Annotated in this window: 25 protein-coding genes; 19 read left to right on the top strand and 6 right to left on the bottom strand. The window is 34.3% G+C overall.

The genetic code is table 11. From position 1 onward, the window contains the following. Positions 1-14: 14 nt before the first annotated feature. The 5 genes from J4O15_RS08510 (at position 15) to J4O15_RS08490 (ending at position 4,742) form a co-directional block, all read left to right on the top strand. Positions 15-929, top strand: a complete 915-nt coding sequence (locus tag J4O15_RS08510) for an ABC transporter permease (protein ID WP_009218425.1) — start codon at positions 15-17, stop codon at positions 927-929. Between the two features lie 9 nt (positions 930-938). Continuing rightward, complete coding sequence (locus J4O15_RS08505) at positions 939-1,850, top strand: carbohydrate ABC transporter permease (RefSeq protein ID WP_208100450.1); 912 nt, start codon at positions 939-941, stop codon at positions 1,848-1,850. A 177-nt stretch (positions 1,851-2,027) separates the two neighbouring features. After that, complete coding sequence (locus tag J4O15_RS08500; protein WP_243762017.1) at positions 2,028-2,771, top strand: hypothetical protein; 744 nt, start codon at positions 2,028-2,030, stop codon at positions 2,769-2,771. A 40-nt stretch (positions 2,772-2,811) separates the two neighbouring features. After that, positions 2,812-3,843 carry a S66 family peptidase gene (locus J4O15_RS08495; protein ID WP_208100449.1) on the top strand — a complete coding sequence of 344 codons (1,032 nt, stop codon included), beginning with the start codon at positions 2,812-2,814 and terminating at the stop codon, positions 3,841-3,843. A 227-nt stretch (positions 3,844-4,070) separates the two neighbouring features. Then, positions 4,071-4,742: a hypothetical protein gene (locus J4O15_RS08490; protein WP_208100448.1), complete on the top strand. Its 672-nt coding sequence runs from the start codon at positions 4,071-4,073 to the stop codon at positions 4,740-4,742. A 205-nt stretch (positions 4,743-4,947) separates the two neighbouring features. Here the strand turns inward: J4O15_RS08490 and J4O15_RS08485 are convergent, their stop codons facing one another. From J4O15_RS08485 to J4O15_RS08470, 4 genes are all read right to left on the bottom strand, one after another. Beyond that, positions 4,948-5,730 (bottom strand): acyl-CoA dehydratase activase, encoded by a 783-nt coding sequence (locus tag J4O15_RS08485; protein ID WP_208100447.1) that lies wholly within the window; start codon positions 5,728-5,730, stop codon positions 4,948-4,950. A gap of 22 nt (positions 5,731-5,752) precedes the next feature. Continuing rightward, positions 5,753-6,901, bottom strand: coding sequence for a double-cubane-cluster-containing anaerobic reductase (locus J4O15_RS08480; protein WP_208100446.1), 1,149 nt, complete (start codon positions 6,899-6,901; stop codon positions 5,753-5,755). Positions 6,902-7,115: 214 nt separating this feature from the next. Then, entirely contained in the window at positions 7,116-8,441 is a 1,326-nt protein-coding gene (locus tag J4O15_RS08475; RefSeq protein ID WP_208099814.1) for an IS1380 family transposase, read from the bottom strand. A gap of 384 nt (positions 8,442-8,825) precedes the next feature. After that, positions 8,826-9,635 carry a hypothetical protein gene (locus J4O15_RS08470; RefSeq protein ID WP_243762016.1) on the bottom strand — a complete coding sequence of 270 codons (810 nt, stop codon included), beginning with the start codon at positions 9,633-9,635 and terminating at the stop codon, positions 8,826-8,828. A 209-nt stretch (positions 9,636-9,844) separates the two neighbouring features. Between J4O15_RS08470 and J4O15_RS08465 the strand changes: the two genes are divergently transcribed. Continuing rightward, complete coding sequence (locus J4O15_RS08465; RefSeq protein ID WP_208100445.1) at positions 9,845-10,690, top strand: AraC family transcriptional regulator; 846 nt, start codon at positions 9,845-9,847, stop codon at positions 10,688-10,690. A gap of 126 nt (positions 10,691-10,816) precedes the next feature. On the opposite strand, the gene J4O15_RS08460 is transcribed toward J4O15_RS08465, so the two are convergent. After that, positions 10,817-12,301 (bottom strand): aldehyde dehydrogenase family protein, encoded by a 1,485-nt coding sequence (locus J4O15_RS08460; RefSeq protein ID WP_208100444.1) that lies wholly within the window; start codon positions 12,299-12,301, stop codon positions 10,817-10,819. Positions 12,302-12,600: 299 nt separating this feature from the next. Continuing rightward, positions 12,601-13,362: a CPBP family intramembrane glutamic endopeptidase gene (locus J4O15_RS08455; protein WP_208100443.1), complete on the bottom strand. Its 762-nt coding sequence runs from the start codon at positions 13,360-13,362 to the stop codon at positions 12,601-12,603. A 166-nt stretch (positions 13,363-13,528) separates the two neighbouring features. Between J4O15_RS08455 and J4O15_RS08450 the strand changes: the two genes are divergently transcribed. The 13 genes from J4O15_RS08450 to rpsU all read left to right on the top strand — a co-directional run bounded on the left by J4O15_RS08450 (position 13,529) and on the right by rpsU (position 24,260). After that, on the top strand, positions 13,529-14,086 hold the full coding sequence (locus J4O15_RS08450; protein WP_208100442.1) for a putative ABC transporter permease: 558 nt from the start codon (positions 13,529-13,531) through the stop codon (positions 14,084-14,086). A gap of 63 nt (positions 14,087-14,149) precedes the next feature. Then, positions 14,150-14,929, top strand: coding sequence for a YhfC family intramembrane metalloprotease (locus J4O15_RS08445; protein ID WP_208100441.1), 780 nt, complete (start codon positions 14,150-14,152; stop codon positions 14,927-14,929). Positions 14,930-15,094: 165 nt separating this feature from the next. Further along, a complete protein-coding gene (locus J4O15_RS08440; protein WP_243762015.1) occupies positions 15,095-16,279 on the top strand; it encodes an RtcB family protein in 1,185 nt (394 codons plus the stop codon). Then, entirely contained in the window at positions 16,276-16,878 is a 603-nt protein-coding gene (gene prfH / locus J4O15_RS08435; RefSeq protein ID WP_208100440.1) for a peptide chain release factor H, read from the top strand. Before J4O15_RS08440 ends, prfH begins: the two co-directional genes overlap by 4 nt. Positions 16,879-16,894: 16 nt before the next feature. Next, positions 16,895-17,626, top strand: a complete 732-nt coding sequence (locus J4O15_RS08430; RefSeq protein ID WP_208100439.1) for a hypothetical protein — start codon at positions 16,895-16,897, stop codon at positions 17,624-17,626. 10 nt (positions 17,627-17,636) lie between these two features. Continuing rightward, positions 17,637-18,386 carry a hypothetical protein gene (locus J4O15_RS08425; protein ID WP_208100438.1) on the top strand — a complete coding sequence of 250 codons (750 nt, stop codon included), beginning with the start codon at positions 17,637-17,639 and terminating at the stop codon, positions 18,384-18,386. Between the two features lie 31 nt (positions 18,387-18,417). After that, positions 18,418-18,579, top strand: a complete 162-nt coding sequence (locus J4O15_RS08420) for a hypothetical protein (RefSeq protein ID WP_208100437.1) — start codon at positions 18,418-18,420, stop codon at positions 18,577-18,579. Beyond that, entirely contained in the window at positions 18,561-19,076 is a 516-nt protein-coding gene (locus J4O15_RS08415) for a nitroreductase family protein (protein WP_208100436.1), read from the top strand. The genes J4O15_RS08420 and J4O15_RS08415 overlap by 19 nt, the downstream gene beginning before the upstream one ends. A 23-nt stretch (positions 19,077-19,099) precedes the next feature. Beyond that, positions 19,100-19,429, top strand: coding sequence for a hypothetical protein (locus J4O15_RS08410; protein WP_208100435.1), 330 nt, complete (start codon positions 19,100-19,102; stop codon positions 19,427-19,429). A 12-nt stretch (positions 19,430-19,441) separates the two neighbouring features. After that, the gene (locus tag J4O15_RS08405; protein ID WP_009218444.1) at positions 19,442-20,128 is read left to right on the top strand and encodes a DUF1287 domain-containing protein; all 687 of its coding nucleotides are present in this window, start codon (positions 19,442-19,444) and stop codon (positions 20,126-20,128) included. Between the two features lie 97 nt (positions 20,129-20,225). Further along, positions 20,226-22,595, top strand: a complete 2,370-nt coding sequence (locus tag J4O15_RS08400) for an HAD-IC family P-type ATPase (RefSeq protein WP_208100434.1) — start codon at positions 20,226-20,228, stop codon at positions 22,593-22,595. A 101-nt stretch (positions 22,596-22,696) separates the two neighbouring features. Next, the gene (locus tag J4O15_RS08395; protein WP_243762014.1) at positions 22,697-23,779 is read left to right on the top strand and encodes a Fic family protein; all 1,083 of its coding nucleotides are present in this window, start codon (positions 22,697-22,699) and stop codon (positions 23,777-23,779) included. Between the two features lie 304 nt (positions 23,780-24,083). Beyond that, positions 24,084-24,260: a 30S ribosomal protein S21 gene (rpsU, locus tag J4O15_RS08390; RefSeq protein WP_005539624.1), complete on the top strand. Its 177-nt coding sequence runs from the start codon at positions 24,084-24,086 to the stop codon at positions 24,258-24,260. Positions 24,261-24,300: the final 40 nt, after the last annotated feature.

Here is a 24,300-nt window from a genome sequence, read left to right as displayed (position 1 = left end):
AGAGGAGCATGTTTATGAACAGAAAAAGGGGATTTGTGAAAAGCGGATCAAAAGATTATAAACTGCTTTGGATGGCAATACCATTTATCACAATAGTCTTTTTGTTTAGCTATGTTCCGATTTTTGGATGGATTTATTCATTCTTTGATTATGTGCCGGGAGTCAGTATCTTTGAATGTGATTTTGTTGGACTTGAGTATTTTAAATTGATTTTAAAAGATGACAATGTTTTAAGAGCTTTAAAGAATACTTTTGTTTTTGCAATTATCAATATATGTTTGACACCGCTACCTATGCTTTTGGCAATTCTTTTAAATGAGTTAAGGAACGGTCCTGTAAAGAAATTTGTACAGACATTTACAACACTTCCAAACTTTATAAGTTGGGTAATAATCTTCTCTCTGGCAACAGCACTTTTTGCATCGGACGGAATTATAACTATGCTTGCAGTAAAGCTTGGACTTGGAGATGCCTCCAATTCATTACTAGGATCAAATGAGGCAGTATATTGGTTTCAGTCATTCCTTGTACAGTGGAAGACTTTGGGATGGAACTCTATAATTTATATGGCGGCTATTGCAGGAATCGACCAGGAGCAATACGAGGCGGCAAAAGTTGACGGTGCAGGACATTTTAAATGTGCAATTCATGTCACATTACCTGCTATGATGGAGACATTTGTAGTATTGTTTATATTAAATATCGGTAATTTCCTAAATACCGGTTATGAGCAATACCTTCTTTTCAAAAACTCATTAACAGCAACTAATATTGAAGTGCTGGATCTCTACACATATAGAATCGGTCTTCAAAATATGGATTACTCCTATGGTGTTGCAATCAGTGTTGTGAAATCAATTGTAAGTATCACATTGGTCTTAGCGGCAAATATGGTTGCAAAGAAAATAAGAGGCAGGGCAGTTATCTAAGGGGGCGTTATGGATAAGAATAAAATGAAAGTTTCTACATCAAGAAAAGTTTTTTTAGTAGTTGATTACTGCCTGATGATACTGCTTGCACTTATATGTATTTATCCGTTCTGGTATGTACTTTGTTATTCTTTAAGTGATACAACGGCGGCGTCAGTGACTACACCGGTATTATTGCCAAGCGGATTTACACTTAGCAATTACAAGGAAATTCTGACTTTAAAAGGATTCTTTCCGGCACTTTTAATGTCTTTTCTAAGAACTGTAGTCGGAACGATAACCTCAGTGTTTTGTTGTTCTTTCCTGGCATATCTTTTTACAAAGGATAAGATGCCCGGAAGAAAGATATTATATCGCTTTGTAGTATTTACGATGTATATCAGTGGCGGTATGATTGCCACGTACATTGTAATGAAATCATACGGATTATTAAATTCTTTCTGGGTTTATATTTTACCTTCAATGATTTCCGCCTACAATATGATTTTGATAAAAACATATATAGAGCAGCTACCACCCGAGCTTGAAGAATCTGCAAGTCTGGACGGAGCAGGATATATTACATGCTTTTTTAAGATTATTTTTCCGCTTTGCAAACCTATTATAGCAACTGTTGTAGTGTTTGTTGCGGTGGGACAGTGGAACTCATGGTTTGATAATCATATCTACACAAGAGCAAATGAATCACTGACAACATTACAGTATTTATTATATAATTATCTGAATGAGGCACAGAGACTTGCGGAGCAGTTAAAAACATCCTCAAGCGGTGCCGATATGACAAAGGCAATGGCAAGTATCTCCCCAAAGGGAATCAGAATGACAATAACAGTATTGGCATCACTACCGATTTTTGCACTATATCCATTTATGCAAAAATACTTCTCAAAAGGAATAATGGTAGGAGCGGTTAAAGGATAAAGAAAGGCGGGTTGAGTTTTCAACCCGTTTTTTGATGTTTTAAAGAGGGATATATTTATGATATAATTTTATTTGTTATAACTGCTGTTCGTGTTTCTTCCGTGGAGCGGTAGATTTTATCGGGAATTAATGAATAGAAAGATTTGAAAAGCTGATAATAATAGGTTGGAGGGTAATATGAGTGAAAATATGAATTATGAGCAAAAAAGTGATGAAGATATAAAAGATATTTTAACTGAGGATAAGAACATTGATGTACAAGTAAGAGAATATAATACTTATGATGTGCCTTTAGGTATACTATATGGAATAGCAATATATAGTTTTACATTTTTAATTATAGGAGTTGGTATATTAAAAGATATCGCGATATTATTTTTTATTCCGTTATTTATAATGTTTGTAGTTGTTTTGACATTACAAATTCGAAATATTATGTCGGCTAAAAGGGAAGGAAATATAGATTATTGCCTGAATACATATTTCTTATATAAGTATATAGCAATGCCAATTGAATTAATCTGTGCAGGTATGGTGGGTGTTACTATTTCTACATTGTTTGGATTGATAATTCAGTCATTTGAAGAACGGCTTTTAGTTATTGCGGTATTTTTATTTGTTGCTTTTATTTTAGCTATAGTGCCTTATATAGCTGTAACAGCTGCCATAATAGAATTGCCGTGTTTAATATCAGTGGATTGTATCATAGGTATTACCGGAAAAGAATATGGTATGTCTTTTATAGAACGTACAATACATTTTTTCTTGCAGATGATACCGATAGTGGGTATTGCAGACGGACTATATATAAGTATAAAGTATTGGAACAGGGGGAAGTTGCTTGCAAGGGTAACTGCAATATGTGTTGTCATATTTATTGTAGTTGGAATAGTAATAGATTTGATTTTAAGATTTAAATAAAGAAGAATTTAATATATGAGAAGGAGTTTAAATCAAATATATGAAAGTTAAAAAAATAGGAATTGTCAGCTTATCAAGCGGTGTTTTGGGTGAAGATTTTGTTAAACATGAGGTTAAGATAGGGGTTGAAAGACTAAAGCAATATGGTATAGAGGTCGACTTTTTGCCACATGCACTTAAGGGAATGGACTTTATAAGGGAACATCCCGAGTGCAGAGCAATGGATTTATTATCTGCATTTAAGGATGATTCTATTGATATGATATTATGTGCGATAGGTGGGGATGATACATATAGATTATTGCCGTATCTGTTTGAAAATAATGAACTTGCAAATGCAGTTAAGCAGAAAATATTTTTAGGTTTTTCCGATACCACCTTCAATCACTTTATGCTGAATAAGGTTGGTATAAAAACTTTCTACGGGCAGTCATTTTTATCTGATATTTGTGAACTTGCAAATGAGATGCTTCCATATACAAGAAAGTATTTTGAAGAGCTGATTTTTACAGGTAGAATAAAAGAGATAAGACCAAGTGATATACATTATAAGGAAAGAGAAGATTTCAGTGAAAATGGTATAGGCGTAGATATGGAAAGCTATCCAAACAAAGGCTTTGAACTGTTAAAGGGAGAAGCTGTATTTGGAGGTAAGATTTTGGGTGGTTGTATTGATTCTATCTATGATATTTTTGATAATACCAGATATGAGGATACGGTTTCATTATGCAAGAAATATGACATCTTTCCAAAACTTGAAGAATGGAAGGGCAAAATTCTTCTTCTTGAAACAAGTGAGGAAAAACCGGAACCTGAATTATTTAGAAAAATGATAGGGCATTTAAAGCAATATGGTATCTTTGATGTAGTAACAGGTGTACTGGTGGGAAAACCGCAAGATGAAATATACTATGGTGAGTATAAAGATATTTTATTGGAAGAGCTTTCATATAAGGATCTGTCATTGGTATATAATATCAATATAGGTCACGCTACACCAAGATGTATTATGCCGTTTGGAGTGGATGCAGAGGTGGATGTTAAAAATCAGGTGATTAGATTTATAGAATAGTTGTAATGTATTAATGAAATTTATAAAGGCATAATATAAAAAGTACTATATTATGCAAAAAGGAATATATTTATGTGAAATACACCATTATCCAATGAATACTTTTTGTTAATATCTAAAAAGAGTATTCATTGGATAATATATTTTTTATGTACCGAATGTTAAAATCAAACCATATAAACAAGAACAGTTTGTCCGGACATGTGGTTTTATTTAAGGAGGTTTACATGAAAAAATTATTGTTTGCTATGTCGTTTGCAGTTACATTATCTGCTATGGGTATAAGTGCGTATGCAGCAGGAGCAGGCGACACTTGGAGAGAAAACAATTTAGGGTGGTGGTATGAAAAATATGATGGCAGTTATTATACCAATGCCTGGTTTCAAGACAGTGATTCAAAATGGTATTATTTTAACGGGGACGGATATATGGTTGCCGATCAATGGGTTGGAGATTATTATCTGAGTTATAGGGGTTCAATGCTTACAAATACTATTACACCTGACGGATATGCGGTTGATTATAATGGTAAGTGGATACATGCCGGATCTAATGGAAGAGTAGGAGATACAGATCTTGATAACGGAACTTATACATTTGATTTGACTGTAGACGGTAAAGAGATGGGTGTAGATTATTGCGGTATTTACGGAAATCAGTATTTAATTGCCGGACATATATACAGAGAGTCTGATAATGAACATGTCGAATATAGGTCATTAAGCTATAAACTTACAGGTAATACAAGATACAGAACGAAGTACGGTATGAGCGGTTCTGTAGATGTATCGCAGGAACAATTTGTAGAGTTTGCTAATGACTATAGTGCTCAATGTTTATTAACGATTACAGTAGTAAATGGAAATGTCGCTGATATAATGCTATATAAATTAAGATAATGGTTTTTGTTAGGCTTTTGTTGCAGTGGTTTACAAATTTCTATGTAAGCCTACATTTGCTACTCTTGGTCACAACATGGGTGATAAAGGTCACGTTACATTTGGTATCCCTGAACTTAGTGTCTTTGACAAAGAACTTTTAAAGTAAAAAGGACTTTTACATATTTACAAAGTTAAGCTTGTATATGTTAAAAGTCCTTTATATTTATCCAAAGCTTATAGTGGAGTTTTTAGGTCTTAAAGAAATAGCCGCTCCTATCGCTCCGGCATATCTGCCAAGCGGATGGGTATGGATTTGTCTGCCTGTTTTTTCTGACATCAGTTCAATAAAATATGGTGTATAACTAAGTCCTCCGGTAAGCATTATTTCACCATGAAGTCCATGCTTTTTGGCAAGGTTTATGACCTTATTTGCCACAGAGTCTATAACTCCTGCGGCAATATTTTCTCTTTTTTCTCCGGACCCGATATAGCTTATAACTTCGGATTCGGCAAATACCGTACACATGGAACTTATAGACAGAGGCTCACCATTTGATGCAAGATAATATAATTCCTCAAAGTCTGTGCCCAGCCTGTTTGCCATGACTTCTATAAACTTACCTGTACCGGCTGCACATTTATCATTCATTAAAAAGTCCTTTACCATACCGGATTCCAGGCTGATAATCTTTGTATCCTGACCTCCTATATCTATAATAGTGCCGTCCTGTGAAAATAATGCATAAGCGCCCTTGGCATGGCAGGTTATTTCGGTGATTACTTTATCGGCATATTCCACGCATATTCTACCATATCCGGTGGCGGCGCAGGATATATTATCTGAAAAACCTTTTTCTTTAAGTTTTTGATATATTGTATTTGCAGTTTCCTTACTGTTCCAGCCTGTGGGTAGACAAAAAGAATCTATAAGTCTTTCATCATCCGTAACGACAACTTTGGAAGCGCTAGAGCCTATATCTATGCCTATATAATATTGTTTATCCATTGATTATATAAATACCTCTCATTTATACGGCTATAGTTTCAAGAAAGGCTTCAAGTCTGGTATTAATCTGACCTGCATCAGCCTTTGAATAATCGGTTTCCACCTTTAGATAGGGTATACCCTTAGCAACCACGGCTTTTTTTACATTATAAGATTCTATGGAGAATGTATGGCATGCCTGAAGTATAATTTCAAGGACACCGTCCACCTCGTATTCATCAACCATATCTGTTATAAACTTAAGCCTGTTTTCATTAGGACTCATAACCGAGCAGTTGATATTAAGATATTTCTTTGCAAGTGCTTTGGCTACAGGTAAGGATGTATCGACTTTTTCGATTTTTTCCCTATTACTGTTACAGGTATCAAAGGCAACTACATCAGCGCCGAGTTCTTCCAATATTTTGATGGTTTTATCCCTTACGCCTCCATTTGGACAGCCTGTTATTAAGATTCTCGGTTTTCTTGATACCTTTCCCTTATAATTTTGTTCCCAGTCGGCTTTTACCTCATCTATCCTTTGTCTTATCTGTCTGCAACGTTCATCCATATCCGGGATAAAACTGAGAGCATCAAGCTTTGTACCAAGTTCATAACCTGAGATAGGAGACGGATTAAGTTTACTAAGTTCAAGGTATTCAAGTATTAAATCTCTTTCGGCATTTTTTTCTAAAATAGCTTTTTTAACATCTTCCTCAGTGATGGTTATACCATAGAAATCCTCAAGTTTTCTCCAAAATTTATACATTTCCTGCTCCCACATATTAAGAGCTATTTCATCTCTTGAGGATGGGAGCTGCATAACATAAGTCTCTTTTATATCGTTTAGAAGTTCAAACATCTTCTTTTTACCGTCACAGGTGGTTTCACCCACTATAAAGTCCGAGAAATAAAAGTAAGGACAGGTATCGGTAAGTCCGAAGCCGTAACTTGCCTTTATTAAAGGGCATAGATTGGAAGGTAAATATTCTTCTGCCGCACTTATAGGTTCTTCACTGGTAGCACAAAGAGATACCGCTACAGCACCTGCCGCCATAATAAGTTCTGTAGGAACAAATGAGCAATAAATTCCTACAATCTTGCCTCCACGGTCTTTATGTTCCTTCATCTTCATAAAACCCGCTTTTCTTGCTTCTGGGAAAGTCTCAAAATTCTCCGGAAGTCGTAACATAATGAAATCCTCCTTATTATATGAAAAATATTGATTTAATTATAAATCCTGAATTATTCACCACAGTAGATTTGGCTTAAAAAGCCTACAAGATAATTGTTTTATAAAGCTATCTCGTTCGTAAGTTGGAAAATCACCTGAAAAAAGGGTGCACTATCCCTATGTATCAAAAATAGTCATTTGATATTGGATTATCAAGGCTCATAAGTTACTACTATTCCAACTGTAGTGGCAGTTTCATAATGTTTGAAATCGTTTCATAGAATTCTTTCTTATAAGGGCAACTGCTACACAATTTGAGTACTATATATCTTGCCTTATTTACTACTTTTGCAGCTACTTTTAGCAACTTTAAGCGAATGGTATTGATTTGTTGCTTTCTCATATTTGTAGAGAGCACCAATCGCCTAAACCAATTAAACAGGTTGTATGCAAGAGCATGTACCTGTAAACGATTTGCGTTGACTACCTTGGTTCGACTGCTTACTGAAGAAAAACCAAACCCTGATTTACCTTCTTTTATGAAGTTCTCCATCTTGCCACGCCCACAATAAAATTGAATTACTTTGTGTGGTTCTGATTTCATTGTAGTGACAATAAAAGTATATAGGTGAATAAACTGATTATAGGGTTTTTCTACTTTAAAAACAACTCTCCTTGGATGCGACCAACTTCCTGCCTGATAATAGAACTCACCGTATTCCACCATATAATCCGTTTGATTTTCACGGGCTGCTCTAAATAATGCTGTATCAGCATCTGCAGCGTATTTTATCAATGTTCGGTTTTGCTTCAAGCGGATTGCATACTTACAGTCGTTATCTTCGCAAGCCTTGTATAAATCAGGAGAAGCAAAACCGCTATCACCACGAAGATAAAGAGGGAGCGATGGATATTTTGCACGGTATTCCTGTAACAGTGGAATCATGAATTTGTCAGCATCATTACTACAATACTGTGTGCCGTTACGAAGTTCAGCCTTTAAAAGATCACCTGTAATTCCGTCATAGCAAAGTAGTGGATGATAACCGTGAGCCTGATAATGAAAGTTAAAACCTTCGCCTTCCTGCTTGCCGTAGGTGTTAAGCAGTGTAGAATCAAGGTCAAACATCATGTGCTCCGGAGCCTTAATAGAATAGACAATATCACGCATTTTTGCATTTATAGAATCAAGCTGTGTAAGAGTGTCGTTGTCCATTCTATTCCAAAAACGAGATAGTGTAGGTTGAGAAGCCAAGGCTTCTTTTTCCAAAATAGATGTTAATACCGGATCATTAATCAGTTCATCTGCACAATCATCCTCAAAATAGGCTGCTATAATTTGGTAGAGCATCTGCATAAGGTTATCAGAATCTGTATGAATACGGCTGTTTGTATGGTCATTGGTTTTGAAGAGCTTTTTCACAAGCTTTATAAGACCTACCTTTGCAGCGAATTCTTTGATGAGGAGCAGCCCTCCATCAGAAGAGAGATTTCCACCGTTAAAATTTATTTTAATTTTCTTGTTGCTTTCAAGTGAAATAGTGTTTAAAATTGACATAAGAGGACTTCCTTTCCTTGGCATTGTTTTGATTTGACACCTTAATTTTACCAAGAAAGAGGTCCTTTTTCTATTCACTTTTTAGGTGAAAGTAAGAAAGTTTTGTAAATGCAGTAATTATGTGGCTTTCAGCCGCAGACATAGCTATGCTATGAATAATTTAGGTAAATAGAGCATAAAAAACAAATACTGAAATATCGTTATTATCAATAAATATTATATTTAGATAAATTATATAAAAATATAGTTAAATACTCAATAATTATGCTAATTTGATTTTTCAATAATTAATGACTTCTTTTCGAAATAATAGATAAATAAAAGTTGCCTTTACTTAAAGATGATATATTTAAGTAAAGACAACTCTATCTGATGTATTTAGTTTTATTTATGGTGTATAATACCTTCTACCCAATTGTATAAGTTTTTCTTTTGTTCGGGTGTATCGGCATTGATAACAAATTCCTGACCTCTTGATGCGGTTTTTAATACCGATGATTCCCCTTTTATAACCGGATGTGCATTACCCTGCCAGGAGATGGAAATACCTTTTTCCGCAAAGAATGGCGGTAATTGCCACATACTTTTACTTGCCTGTCCACGCTGTGTTAATACAAGAGAATCTCTGTAGTGAAAGGTTCCGCATTTTTTTGAGAGATACAGTCTATTATTGGTATAGAATGGAGGAATACTGTGAGGATGCCATTTGTATTTGTCTCCGATTACTTGATCACTTTTTATAATATCTCCGATTTCCATATATCCGTAAATAATATGGAGTATTGGCGCACCTTTTATATAGGATAGACGGTTTTTATCCTGCAACTCGGTTTCTCTGAACATACCGTAGAAAAGAAACATATCACCTATATCCACTCCGGATTTGTCCAAATGTGTAGCCGGTACACCCCATTGCCCAAATGCAGGCACCCATTCATCAGGTCGGTTGTCAATACCGGTATAAATATCAGGATCGAGATGGCAGGTTGGCATATTTTCAAAATCAAAATCCGGATTTAATTGAGTTATTATTTCTTTTATATTCTGTCCTCTGTATTCCAAATCCTCATACCTTTTATTGCTTTTTCTGTCAGGTATGGGAAGTGACAGTAGTGTTCCGTCGGGAAGTATAGGACTTGGCATTACTCCAGATTCGCTATCCATTCCTTTTTTGCTCAATATTACTTTCATCATGTCAGCCCTCCTTTTGTCATAATTTTAACATAAGCTATAGATAAAAACAATAAACACTGTATTAAGTATTTAATATTTGACAAAACAGTATTGTTAAAACTACTATATATCTGATTAAACGGATATTTTATTAACCTTTAAAATCTGTGCAAGAAATATAGGGTATAAATCACTGAAAAATTATAATATATGGGTGAAAGGGGAAAGAAATGAATATAATAAAGTCGTTTAATGATACGATTGATTATCTTGAAACTGTTTTGGATGATAAAGTCAGTGAAAAGGAGATTATGTATTTGTCGGGATATTCCTATGCTATGTTTAGTAGAATGTTTTCTGTATTGACGGAAATCACACTTTCAGAGTATTTAAGAAGCAGAAGACTTACAGAGGCTGCAATAAATTTAAGGGATACGGATGAAAAGATAATTGATATTGCATTTAAATATGGATATGAATCCTCTGATTCATTCGGGACTGCATTTAAGAGTTTTCATGGATTTACTCCTACAGAAGTAAGGAACGGGAAACCGTTCAAGGTATTTTCTCGTGTGCAACTGGCACTGAGTATAAAAGGAGGAAGAAATATGAATGTTAAGATTCAAAAAAGAGAAAAATTTATGGTTGCAGGAATCAATGAAAATAATATTGATTCATCAAGATGTCCTGATGTATGGAACAGACTGTTTTCAAAGTACAGCCATGATGATCTTGCAAAACTTGGAAACGGGCAGAGTGTAGGGATATGCCATGATGTAAAACATCCCGGGTTGATAAATTATATGGCGGCTTATATTGTAAATGATGCAAAAAAAGCCGAAAGTATGGGACTGGAAGTTTTGGAAATAAATGAAAATGAATACGCAGTTGTTGAACTTAAAGGAAGTGTTCCGGAATGTATTCATGAAGGTTGGAAATATGTGATGGAGATTTTCTTTCCGGAGCATGGTTACAGACATTCGGAAAGTCCGGATTTTGAGTATTATTTTGAAGGAGATATGTATAGCCCTGATTATAGAATGGAGCTTTGGATTCCGATAGTAAAGATATCATAAAAGAAAAAACTCTCAAGCCGGTTTTCCGGAATGAGAGTTTTTGTTTTAGGCAATGTAGAATCCGATATCGGGTGTATTTTTATCGAATATATCTACCTGCCGCTATATAAAGGAATTAGCCTTATATTATTTTTTAGGATAGAATCCGCTTGGGTTTTCATCAAGCTTAATAAGTATATTCTTCATCTGTGTATAGTGATCAAGGATAACCTTATGTGTTTCTCTACCGATTCCGGAAGTCTTGTAACCGCCGAATGGAGCACCTGCAGGAATTGCATTATATGTATTAACCCAAACTCTACCTGTTTCAATGCTTCTTGATACACGGAATGCACGGTTTAAATCCTTTGTCCATACACCGCCACCAAGTCCGTATACACTTTCATTGGCATATTTGATTACTTCTTCTTCAGTCTTAAACTTAATGATAACAGCAACAGGTCCGAAAATCTCTTCCTGAGCCGCATAAGAATCATTAGTTACATTTGTTATAAGTGTAGGCTTGTAGAAGGAACCCTTAGCAAGCTCACCCTCTGTATAACGCGAACCACCACAAGCGATAGTAGCACCTTCGGCAACAGCTCTGTCTACACAAGCCTGTATCTTTGCCACCTGAATTTCATTTATCTGTGAACCCATCTGAGTGTTGATATCAAGCGGATCGCCCACCTGAATCTTATTGAATTGATCTACAGCTTTTGATACAAACTCATCATATATTTCTTCCTGTACAAAAACTCTGGATCCTGCACAGCAAACCTGTCCCTGGTTAAACAAAATACCAAGCTGTACGCCGTCAATAGCAAGATCTATATCACAGTCATTAAAGAAGATGTTAGCTGATTTTCCGCCAAGCTCAAGAGTAGCAGGGATAAGCCTTTCAGCCGCAGCCTTCGCTACCGAATATCCAATCTCGGTAGAACCTGTAAATGCAAGCTTTCTAAATCCTTCATGGTCAAGTATATATTGTCCTGACTTGCTTCCTGCACCTGAGATCACATTAAATACTCCCTTTGGAACAATATCCTTTATAAGCTTTGCAAGTTCAAGTACTGAAAGCGGAGTGGAAGAACTGCTCTTTAAAACTGTACAGCATCCTGATGCAAGTACAGGTGCGAGCTTCCATGCAGCCATAAGGAATGGGAAGTTCCATGGAACTATCTGTCCAACAACACCGATAGGCTCTCTAAATACAAGAGATAATGTTTTTGAATCAAGGAAGTTGGATGTATCCTCCTCTGTACGTATAGCAGAAGCAAAATATCTGAAATGATCTGCTGCAAAAGGTATATCTACATTAAGTGTCTCACGAATAGGCTTACCATTATCAAGACTCTCAATATAAGCCAAATCTTCTTTATTTTCATCTATAACATCAGCAATCTTTAAAAGGATTTCAGCTCTTTTAATCTTATCAAGGTTTTTCCATGAATCAAAAGCTGCCCAAGCAGCGTTCACAGCATCATCTACATCTTCTTTTGTGGCTTCAGCCACACTTGCGATTCTTTCTTTGGTAGCCGGAGAATATGTATCAAAAAACTTCCCGTCTTTTGAATCTCTAAATTCTCCATTAATAAAAAGTCCATACTTTTCGTCCGGTTTCTTAGCCATGTTGACCCCTTTCAAATTGTTCAATCTATAGCAAATTGCTATAGATTGATTCTAGCATAAAAGAAAAATAAAAGCTATATTTTTTCAAAAAGTAGATAATTTAACAAAGATATGACGAAATGATATTATGCAAATTGACAACTGTTACAGCAAAAATAGTTTTTGTATACATATATTCAGCATGTTTTTATTTGGATACATAGCCTAATAGCTAAAACTTAAATAAGATAAACTATGAAAAATAATTGATATATTGTGTATATAAACTCATACCATGTGAAATACGACTAAATTTTCAGTTAATAACCCCAAGCAATTAATAGATATATGAGTGATGAACCGAACATATCTGCCAATGCATGCATCAGGAAAAACGGCAATAAGTTTTTTATAACCTTTTTATACATAAAATAGTAGAAAAGACCATATACAACACCGATTACCAATGCCCATACAAGTCCCTGATAAGTATGGAATGATACTCTGACAAGGGTTGAGAAGGCAAGCGCATACCATTTATGTTCATCTTTTACAGAGGTCATAAGCCCGAGGAAGAAAAATTCCTCATAAAAGCCGTTTAAAAATGCATATCCGATTGCAAGCGGAGACAGTGCAAGGAATTTATTTACTATTTCCAAAGGATCAATATATTGAAGAAGAGAAGGATCAAAATAGTTATATTCTCCACTTATTGTTGTTATAAAGTCCCCGAAAAGTCCCATTATAGAAAAAAGTACAGGAACCCAGATGATTACAGATGGATGAAGTCTTATTTTTAACTGCTTAAAGTCAAAATTTCTGATTATTAAATATAGTATTGTAATAAGCAATAGAATTGCCTGTATTGTAAAGTTGCCGGAGTAGGCGGCACCGTCAGAGGTTATATCCATAGATTCGGCTGATTCCTGTATAGCCTGTGGATCGGACTGCAAAAGTCCTATAAATAACTGAGTGGATGTTATTATAAATGTACCGAACATAATGCCGGTAATGATAAGGATATCAAACCATCTTAAGTATCTAAGCTTTTCTTTTCGCCTGATTTTTTCTAAAAAATTCATATTTTCACTTCCTTTAAAATTATTTTTACTGAAGTAATATATTACTTAACAGTTTTGTACCGTCAATACTATACTCTATATTTGTGAAAAAATAATGTATAAAGTGAATGATATTTTATATAATTTATTATACAATAAAGAGTAATAAAGGAAGGTGATAGGATATATGCAGTTGAAACAAATCAGAAATATTTTTCTCATGTTTATGACATGTGCTTTACTTGGTTGGATATATGAAGTGCTTGTTGGAATTTTTGAAACTCATATGGGCTATGTAAATAGAGGCTTTTTATTCGGACCTTATTTACCTATATATGGGTTTGGTGGAATTATATTGATTGCATTGTTACTGCCGATAAGGAATAAAAAGATATCTGTCGGGAGTTTTTCGGTTTCGTTTATTTTAGTATTCTTATCTACAATGCTGATTACTACAATACTTGAACTTATCGGAAGCTATTTTATGGAGCTTATAATGGGTGACTGGCTTTGGGATTACAGCACTTACTTTTGTAATTTTGAAGGGCGTATAGCTTTATGGAGCAGTGTAAAATTCGGAATCGGAGGTCTTATAATAATATACATTATAGAGCCGGCAGTATATTTTTGTATTCAAAAACTGAATGAAAGAGCTGTAAATATATTTACAATAATACTTGCAATAATCTTTACTATAGATTTGTTGCTTCGTCCGTTCCTTGGAAGCAATTTTTTAGGGAAGTGATAAGGCTTAAAAGTTGATATTTTAAGTTTAAATAAAATTTATAAATAGGCAGGAGGTAAGCTTATGGATAAAGTTCCTTTTTTAAGTATCATTTTTATGATGATATCATGTTTGACGGGATTTTTAATTCCGGTTATTTTATTTTTGTATTTCAGAAAGAAAAAGCAAGCTGATATTATACCTTTTTTTGTAGGTTGCCTTGTATTTATGGTTTTTGTTTTATTTATTGAAGCAACAATTCATAAATTGTTTTTTATTACTCCTTTGGGGCGAAATGTAAGGGAAAATATAATAACTTATGCAATATATGGAGGAGCTATGGCGGCTCTTTTTGAGGAATTTGGAAGACTCATTGCTTTTAAATTATTGCTTGGAAAAAACAGAGATAATAATATAAATGCCTGTATGTATGGTGCGGGACATGGAGGCTTTGAGGCATTGGCTATTTTGGGATTTGCTATGATAAATAATCTTGTACTCTCTTTTATGATAAATAGCGGAAGTTTGGATGCCGTTACAAGCAATTTATCAGGATATACCTTGGAACAGCTTAAGTTCAGTGCAAATGTTTTGATAACATCGGCACCATATATTTTTTTGATTGGAATAGTGGAGAGAATAATTGCTGTAGCCATACAGATATCATTATCTGTTCTGGTATGGTTTTCTTTTAAGAAGAAGTATTTATTTTTAACAGCTTTATTTATTCATTTTTTTGTAGACGCTTTGGTAATTATTCTTGCCGGAATACAAATACCTGTGTATTTTATTGAACTTATTTTAGCTCTGCTTACAGTTATGATAGCTTTATTTGCAAGAAAGATATATGTAGAAGAAAGTTAAGATGTTTTTAGAGTACTATTGTGATATAATTTTAGGGTAATAAATAATAGAGAACGGAAAGGAGAACAATTATGAAGAGTATAATGAATAATAAAACAGGCGGAACTATAAACTACAGAGGCATGGTTGTTCACTGTCTATTATTCTAAATTTTACTATTAGAGAATGAACGATAAAGCCTTTGTACAGAAGAAAACAGAGGTTTTTATTTTGATACAATTAAATGGAAAATATGCACAGGCTTATATTATGTGCGATGAAAATATGGATAATGCCGGAGTGGATAAGACAGCATTATCTCAGGTAATGATGATTTGTAACAATGAGGTATCCAAGAACTCAAAAATCAGAGTTATGCCGGATATTCATCCGGGTAAAATAGGACCTATAGGTCTCACTATGACTGTGGGTGAGAGGATATTGCCTGGACTTGTGGGACTTGATATCGGATGCGGAATGCTGGCGGTAAAATTAGGTAAAATAAGAAATGATTTTAAAAAGCTGGATACCGTTATCAGAGATAATATTCCTGTAGGATTCGGGATTAGAAAAGATATACATATAAATGCTGATAAGATGGATGTGGAAAGTCTAAGATGCCTTTCACATATCAGAAAGGAAAAGGCATTAATGAGTCTTGGAACTCTTGGAGGAGGTAATCATTTTATTGAGCTTGATATATCAAAAGATGGGGATACTTATCTTATGATACATACAGGGAGCAGACATCTTGGCAAAGAGGTGGCGGAATACTATATGAATGCAGGTCAGGAATATTTAAAAAACTGCGGCATAAATAGTATACCCTATGAAATGACATATCTTAGCGGAAGTTTAAAGGAAAATTATTTACATGATTTAAAAATTGTAGAGGAATATGCGATTTTAAACAGAAAAATAATTGACGGTGAAATAATCAGAAAAATGAAGTGGAAGGCATTGGATGAGATTTCCTGTACTCATAATTATGTGGACTTTTCAGGGGAAGTGCCAATACTTAGAAAAGGAGCTGTTTTTGCCGGATTAAATGAAGACGTTATTATTCCTATAAATATGAAAGAAGGAGTACTTCTTTGTAAAGGTCTTGGGAATGCTGATTGGAATAATTCCGCACCGCATGGAAGCGGAAGAGTTTTATCAAGAGGGATGGTAAATTCTTCACATACTGTTTCTGAGTTTAAAAAAAAGATGAAGGGGGTATACACTACTTGCATAAGTAAGGAAACCCTGGATGAAGCGCCTTTTGCCTACAGAGGAATTGAGTATATAAAAGAAGCAATAAAAGAGACTGTAGATATTAAGGACATACTTTCTCCCATATATAATTATAAGGGAGGAGACAGAAAGTGATTTTACAATTAAGTGCAGGAATGGGACCGGTAGAATGTCAAAGAGCGGTTTTTGGAATATGTAGGGAATTGATGAAAGAAATTCCTTCACCGGAGATTTTAAATCATGTAGCCGGAGCGGAAGATGAAACTTTTTTGTCTGTGATGCTTTATTCAAAACAGGATGTTTCATATCTGGAGGGCAGTATGCTTTGGATTTGTAAAAGTAAATACAGACCTTGGCATAAAAGAAAAAACTGGTTTATAGATGTGAGTATTATTCCTGAAACTACAGAGATAGAGGAGAACTTTTCAGAGAACGAGTTAAGGATTGAGAAATTTCATGCAAACGGTCCGGGTGGTCAAAATGTAAACAAGGTGGAGACCGGAGTTCGTGTGATTCATATTCCAAGCGGTATAAGGGTAAGCTCCACAAGAGAAAGAAGTCAGCTCTTGAATAAAAAGGATGCAATCAGAAAGCTTGCTATTGTTCTAAAAAGCAGAAATGATTTTGAAAAGGTGAAAAGCCGCAATAATGCATGGAGTAAACATAGTGAAATTGTGAGAGGAAATCCTGTAAGAATCTATGAGGGCGAAAATTTCAGATTAAAAAATAATTGATAGGGAGTGGTGTGATATGGATATAGAGGAAGACTATAGGAAAGAAAGTTATGTAAAAAATGATGAATCTTTATATATCGGCAAAAGCGAGAACATAAACCGGATTCAATGGTTAATCAGCATACTTTATATTATAGTATTATATGGATGGGCATATTTTGATATAAGGGCAAATGAAATAATGAAAGAATCAAGTACTTTTATTTTAATCAATATAGTATATTTCATTATATTTTTGCTGCTGCTTATTTTACAAATCAAAGCGGTAAACAGTGCTGTAAAAATGGATGATATAGATTATTGTATAAATATATGTGTTTTTCTTAAATACAGTTTACTCCCGTTTACTTTGTCGGTCGGGCTGGCTTTAATAGTTATTGTATTAGGTGGAATGGTTGGTACTATAGCATTTATGGTGGTTCCTGCAACTATATTTATGACACCGCTTTGGATAGCGGCAGTTTGCATTGCATTCGTACTGGTAGTATTTATTTATTGTATAGTTTTTTCACCATCTTTTTTAGCATTTAAATATATAATTTCTGTAGCAAAAAAAGAATATGGAATGAAAGAAAATAAGATTTTATTGCATTATTTATCACAGCTGGTACCTGTAATAGATATAATAGATATCCTTTATCTTTCAAATAAATACCGGAAAAGAGGAAGGCTATTGTCTATAATCACTGCTGTTTGTGTGTTTATATTTGTTTTGATTGCTATAGTGGCATATATAATAAGAGTATAGGAGATGGCATATGGATAGAGAAGAAAATCACACCGCAGAAAAAAATGAAATTGAAAAAGATAATATTGTAAAAAGTGAAAATTTGGAAGTGGCTGCCAAATCTTTTAATATGAAGGGATTTTCATGGGGCATGGGTATAGCCTATATACTTTCAGTATATATATTGATATGTACCATTGTAGTAGGAGGCGAGATGATGGATAGCATACCTTTATATCTGATATTAAATGCTGTGCTTTTTATTATATTTGTAGTACTTTTTGTATATCAGCTTGTAAATATAGGCAAGGCGGTAAAAGATGAAAACATAAAATACTGTGTTGATGGAAGCCTTTTTTATAAATACACCTTAATTCCTTCCACACTGTTTTTTATATTAAGTTCAATATTTATATTTTTAGGCGGATTAGGTATTTCACTTTTAACTTTTATATTTCCGATGGCAATTGCCCTGGCTCCGTTTTTTCTGGCGGCGGCTCTTATCCTGCCACCGATTTTATTAGGTATATCTTTTACGGTATCATTGCCGGGGTTTGTTTTATTTATCAGTATGATTATGATTACAAAAAGACAAAAGGAGATGAGACTTGGAAAATGTGTATTACATGTTTTACTGCAATTGATACCGGTAATAGGCATTATCGATCTGGTATATGTTACAAATAAATACTGGAAGAGAGGAAAAGTACTTGCTATACTTACAGCAGCTTTTGCCTGTATATTAGTTATTTTAGGCTTTGTAAATAAAGTAATTATGTAATTAGCCATACCTAAGGAGCGATTATGAAGTTTTGGATTTTTATATTTTTTTAAACTTGATTTCCCCTATTACAATGATTGCTATGGGACGGTATTTGTTAAAAAGAAAGAAAAAAGGAAATGAGGAGCTGTTCGGATTTAAGGCGGATATATATACAAAAGATATGGAGGAATTATGGATTTTTTTGATGTAATAAAAAGACGGGGAAGTTATCGTGGAGAATTTGAAAATTCTTCTATCCCGCCGGAAGACTTGAAAATAATTTTAGATGCGGGAATATGTGCACCGTCAGGTTATAATTTACAAACAACAACTTTTTATGCCGTAACAGATGGAGATACTCGCAAGAAGCTTGCTGAAATTTTTCCTACTGAAGCTACGCAATCCGCACCGGTTATTATTGTTGTTACGTCTAAATGTATTCATGCCGGAGATTATAATCTTGAGTTTGAAATTGAAAATTATGCGGCTTCAACAGAAAATATTATGCTTGCAATTACTGCAATGGGATATGCCGGAGTTTGGATGGATGGAATGATGAAGTTTGAGGGAAATATAGATAAGGTTAGAAAATTATTGAATATCAGTTGTGAAGAAACACCCAGGACAATTATTCCGTTCGGAAAGCCAAAGGGTACTGTAATACAGAAAGAAAAAAAGGCATTTTCTGAAAGAGTTCATATTATTTAGCAGTAGCCGGGCAGGTGTGTTATATGAGTGAAAATTTATTAAGCTTTATAATTTGGGCAATATCCGGATGTTTAATAATCGCTATCGGAATCAGTTGTTTCTTTTCTAAAAAGCAGGCAGGATTTTGGGCAAATGTTAATCCGCCAAAGGTAAAGGATGTAAAGGGATATAATCATGCTACAGGGAAGCTGTTTGTTTTATTCGGAGTGCTTTTGATTGTTTTTGGAGTACCGATATTATTTGATAAAAGTTCGGTATTTATGCTTTTATCAATAATAGGAGTCCTGATTTTAACAATAGCTACTATGGCGGTTTATGTTTTGTATATTGAAGAGAAATACAGGGAAAAATAAAAGAGTTTATAAATGAAACAAAAAAGATCAAAAATAATTGCTGCAGGAATACTACTTGCAGCAATTGTATTAGTTATATTCAGCATAATAAGCAGATTTTCTTATAAGGAGACTTCGATAAAGCGTCCAAGGAATGCTTATAAAAAGAAGATAGAGCAGTTTAAGAGTGCTACCGACAAGGACGGGGACGGCATTGATGATCAGAGCGATATACTAAACAGTGCATTGGAATATATACAGACAAAGCCGAAGTATGAGAGTAGATACTATATAGGAGGTTCTCCGGATGACGGATATGGAGTCTGTACCGATGTGGTGGCTATGGGGCTAAAAGGTGCCGGATACGATTTACAAAAACTTGTGGCGGAGGATATAAAGGAGCATAAGGATGATTATGATATTAAAGTCGCCGATAGTAATATAGATTATCGTAGAGTCAGAAATTTACAGGTGTATTTTAAAAATAATACAAAAAGTCTCAGCACAGATATTTCAAAGATAGAAGAGTGGCAGGGAGGAGATATTGTAATTTTTAAAAAGCATATCGGGATAGTATCTGACAGAAGAGATAAAAACGGTGTGCCGTATATTATTCATCATGGAAGTAAGATACAAAGAGCATATGAGCAAAATTATTTAAAAGGTAAGGCTGATGAAATAGTCGGGCATTACAGATGGGAAATCAAAAATAAAAAATAAAGTATATTTTGACATAAACTCATATATAATTATAATATTGCATAATAAAAGACATTGATTTAGATGTCTTTTATTTATATATTTAAAAGGTGAAAAGATGGATAATATAAAAAATACTGACAGTCTGATAACAGGCTTGACACAAATAGAGGTAGATAAAAAAATAGCCTTGGGATTGGTTAATAAATCTTATTCGGGTACGGATAGAACGGTAACGGAGATAGTTTTATCAAATGTATGCACATATTTTAATCTGATTTTTTTAATTATTTCAATACTTTTGATATTGGTAGGTTCATTTAGAAATCTTACATTTTTGCCCGTCATTATAGGAAATACTGTTATAGGAATAGTGCAGGAGTTGCGTGCAAAAAATACACTTGAAAAAATGAAACTGCTTAATGCTCCTCACGCAACGGTTATAAGAGAATCAAAGCTTCAAAATATTTTGTCGGAGGAATTGGTACAGGGTGATATAATATTTCTCACAGCAGGAAAACAAATTTGTGCTGATGCCGTAATTGTAAAGGGAAGTATACAGGTAAATGAATCTTTGCTTACAGGTGAGGCGGACGAAATAGAAAAAAATATAGGGAGTAATCTTTTATCAGGGAGCTTTGTGGTATCGGGGGAATGTTATGCGAGGCTTGAAAAAGTCGGAGATGAGGCATATATTTCAAAACTAGGCATGGAAGCAAAGGCAATGAATAAAAAAGAACAATCGGAAATGATACGCCATATAAATCTGATTGTAAAGATGATTGGTATTGTTATTATCCCGATTGCCGTTATTTTATTTTTACAAAGCTATTATATTAATGAGCATACTCTTAAAAAGAGTGTAACATCCACAGTTGCAGCGGTTATCGGTATGATTCCTGAGGGGCTTTACCTTCTGACCACTTTGGCACTTGCAATAAGCACGGTAAAGCTTGCAGGTAAAAATATACTCCTACATGATATGAAGAGTATCGAAACTTTGGCAAGGGTGGATGTTTTATGTGTGGATAAAACCGGAACGATTACAGAGCCTGATATGGAAGTGGATGATGTATTTGTATGTAGGGAAAATAGCTTAGGATTGAGGGATGAGGAGTTTAAAAGACTTTTATGCAGATATGCTCTTTTTTCAAAGGATAATAATTCCACTATGAATGCTTTGAAAAAATATGCAAAGCTTAACAGTATAGAGAAAGATTTTGATACTCCAATTAATATCCTGCCTTTTTCATCGGAACTTAAATACGGAAGCATTACATTTAATGATGGTGTATATTTACTGGGAGCACCTGAGTTTATTATAAAGGATAATTTTTCAGATTATGAAAACGAGATTATAAGAAGAACAAAAAGCGGTAAAAGAGTACTGCTTTTTGCAAAATATCTCAGTGATAATATTAAAGACGGATTGATAGAGGATGCTATTGCCCTTGGCTTTGTTTCGTTTAAAAATCCTATACGAAAGAATGCCGTAGAAACATTTAATTATTTTAAAAATCAAGGAGTAAATATAAAGATTATTTCGGGAGATAATTCTAAGACTGTTTCAGAGATTGGAGTCAGAGCCGGAATAGAAAATGCGGAAAAATATATTGACGCCTCTTTGCTTGAGAGTGATGAGAAAATAAGAGAAGCCGCCTTAAGTTACACAGTATTCGGGCGCGTTACACCTAAACAAAAACAAAAAATCATACAGGCTTTACAGGAAGATGGGCATACTGTAGCTATGACGGGGGATGGGGTAAATGATATTCTTGCTATGAAGGATGCGGATTGCAGTATCGCAATGGCATCGGGAAGTGAGGCGGCAACACAGGCTGCACAGGTTGTACTTTTAGACTCCGATTTTTCGCATATGCCTGAACTTGTATATGAAGGCAGAAGAGTTGTAAATAATATAGAGCGTTCAGCAAGCTTGTTTTTGGTAAAAAATATTTTTTCGCTATTATTATCGTTATTATCGGCTGTTTTTATGTTTACATATCCGCTTGAGCCGGCACAGATTTCAATTGTAGGCATGTTTACAATCGGTATTCCGGGATTTTTATTGGCACTTGAACCCGGAAAAGAGCGTATTAGGGGACATTTTCTTAAGCATGTACTTCTTAAGGCATTACCGGGAGGTTTGACGGATGTTATTATAGTCTTTGCAATAGTGGTATGCGGATCTGTATTTTCAATATCTAAGGAGAGCATAAGTACGATTGCGACCATGGTTATGTCTGTGGTAGGATTTATGATCCTTTGTAAAATAAGTATCCCTCTTGATCTTAGAAAATGCAGTATAATATTTTTAAATATTGCCGGATTGATATTTACAGGGATTTTCCTTGGTAAATTTTTTGCATTGACGGATTTATCAGGTATGAGTGTTTTATTTATGGTGATTTTCGGATTTGTGGCGGAGTCATTATTCAGAAATCTGACAGTGTTGGTAGAAAAAACAAAAATTTATATAATAAAATAAAGACTAAGCTTGAAATAAAGAAAAAATAATATATTATTATAATTAGTTATGTAATAAAATATTACTATAAAATATGTGACGAGTGGAAACATGATCTTGATATGATTAAGATATCGGAAGATATGTTTATTTTGGAGTTGTTTATGAGAGAGTATAGTCCGCTTTTTTGTATGAGCGATAAAATGATAAGCTTATTGATTGAAATAAGTAAAGAAGTTGGAAGAGTCGGTTTGCTTTTTGAGGGTAGAATAAATAATGATCTCAGAAAAGAGAGTATAATAAAAAAGGTATATGCTTCATTGGCCATGGAAAACAGTAATATTTCGTATGAACATGTACGAGAAATCATAGTCGATAAAAGTATAGGTCAGGATAATAAAGATGCAAAGCTTGTAAAGAATATGTTTGAGGCCTACGACATGTCACTTAAACTTAATCCTTACTCTGCAAATGATTTATTGTTTGCTTATAAGATGATATTTAGCGGTTTTGGAATAGAAAATTCCGGCTATAGACAAGACCGTTTGGCGGATTTGCATGGTGGATTATTTGAGAGCAATATATTTCCGTCAAGATTTCTTGCGGGAGCAATCAGAGATGTTTTTGAATGGTGTAAAGTATCTGAGCTTCATCCTCTTATAAAAAGTATTATAGCTTATTTTGAGTTTGAATTTTTAGAGCCCTTTGCGGATGGAAACGGACTTATAGCCAGATTGTGGTTTGATTTATTGCTTTGTAAATGGAAGGATGTATTTTTTTGTCTGCCTTTGGAAGAGGAACTTTATAATAAAATACAGGGATATAAGGAAACGCTTTTAAATATTGAAAGAGAAGGTGGCTGCAACAGATTTGTCGAGTTTATACTTGATACAATACTTTGTATGCTAAAAGATGCAAAACTGCCTGAAGTAAAAAATGAAAAAAAGCAGGTTAAAAATTATGATGTAAAGCCACAAAGAAATGTGGAAATTCCTTCCAATATAAACTCCTTTGCAAAAAAGCTGGTAGATGTATTGGGTAATGAGGTGTTATCAACCAATGAGATAATGCTAAGACTTGGTATGACACATAAACCCACCTTTAGAAAAAACTATCTTAATCCGGCTATAGAGATGGGGCTTGTGGAGATGACGGTTCCCGGTAAGCCAAGAAGCAGATATCAAAGGTATAAGAAGATATCATAGTTGTATAGCGATTATGTTGCACTTATCTAAAACAATATATAAAAGAGCTATGATTTAGAATATAAGTTTATAGTGGTTATAAACGGTATTATCGGCTATTACAGATATCATAATATTAAACTTGGATTAATAATTCGTATTAGTAATGATGAAGAGTATTTATTTTTGAAACTATATGGCTTATATATAAATATAAGGCTTATACAAAGCATATTTATTTCAAATAATATATTGACGAATCTATACTTTATGGTATAATGAGATAGATTTTGAATTTCACAACCGGAGGGAGGTTAGATCTTAGATGTCAAACGTGATTGTGAAAGAAAACGAGAGTCTTGACAGTGCACTTAGAAGATTTAAAAGAAATTGTGCTAAGGCAGGCATTCAACAAGAAATTCGTAAGAGAGAGCATTACGAGAAGCCAAGCGTAAGACGCAAGAAAAAGTCTGAAGCAGCTAGAAAGCGTAAGTTTAATTAATTGCGTGTTTTCACAACCTCGGTCATTTGACCGGGGTTTT

This window comes from Lachnoanaerobaculum sp. Marseille-Q4761 (genome assembly GCF_017565785.1).
Classification (GTDB): Bacteria; Bacillota; Clostridia; order Lachnospirales; family Lachnospiraceae; genus Lachnoanaerobaculum.
The sequence above is the reverse complement of the archived record's forward strand: the minus strand, read 5'-3'. Positions and strand labels throughout refer to the sequence as shown.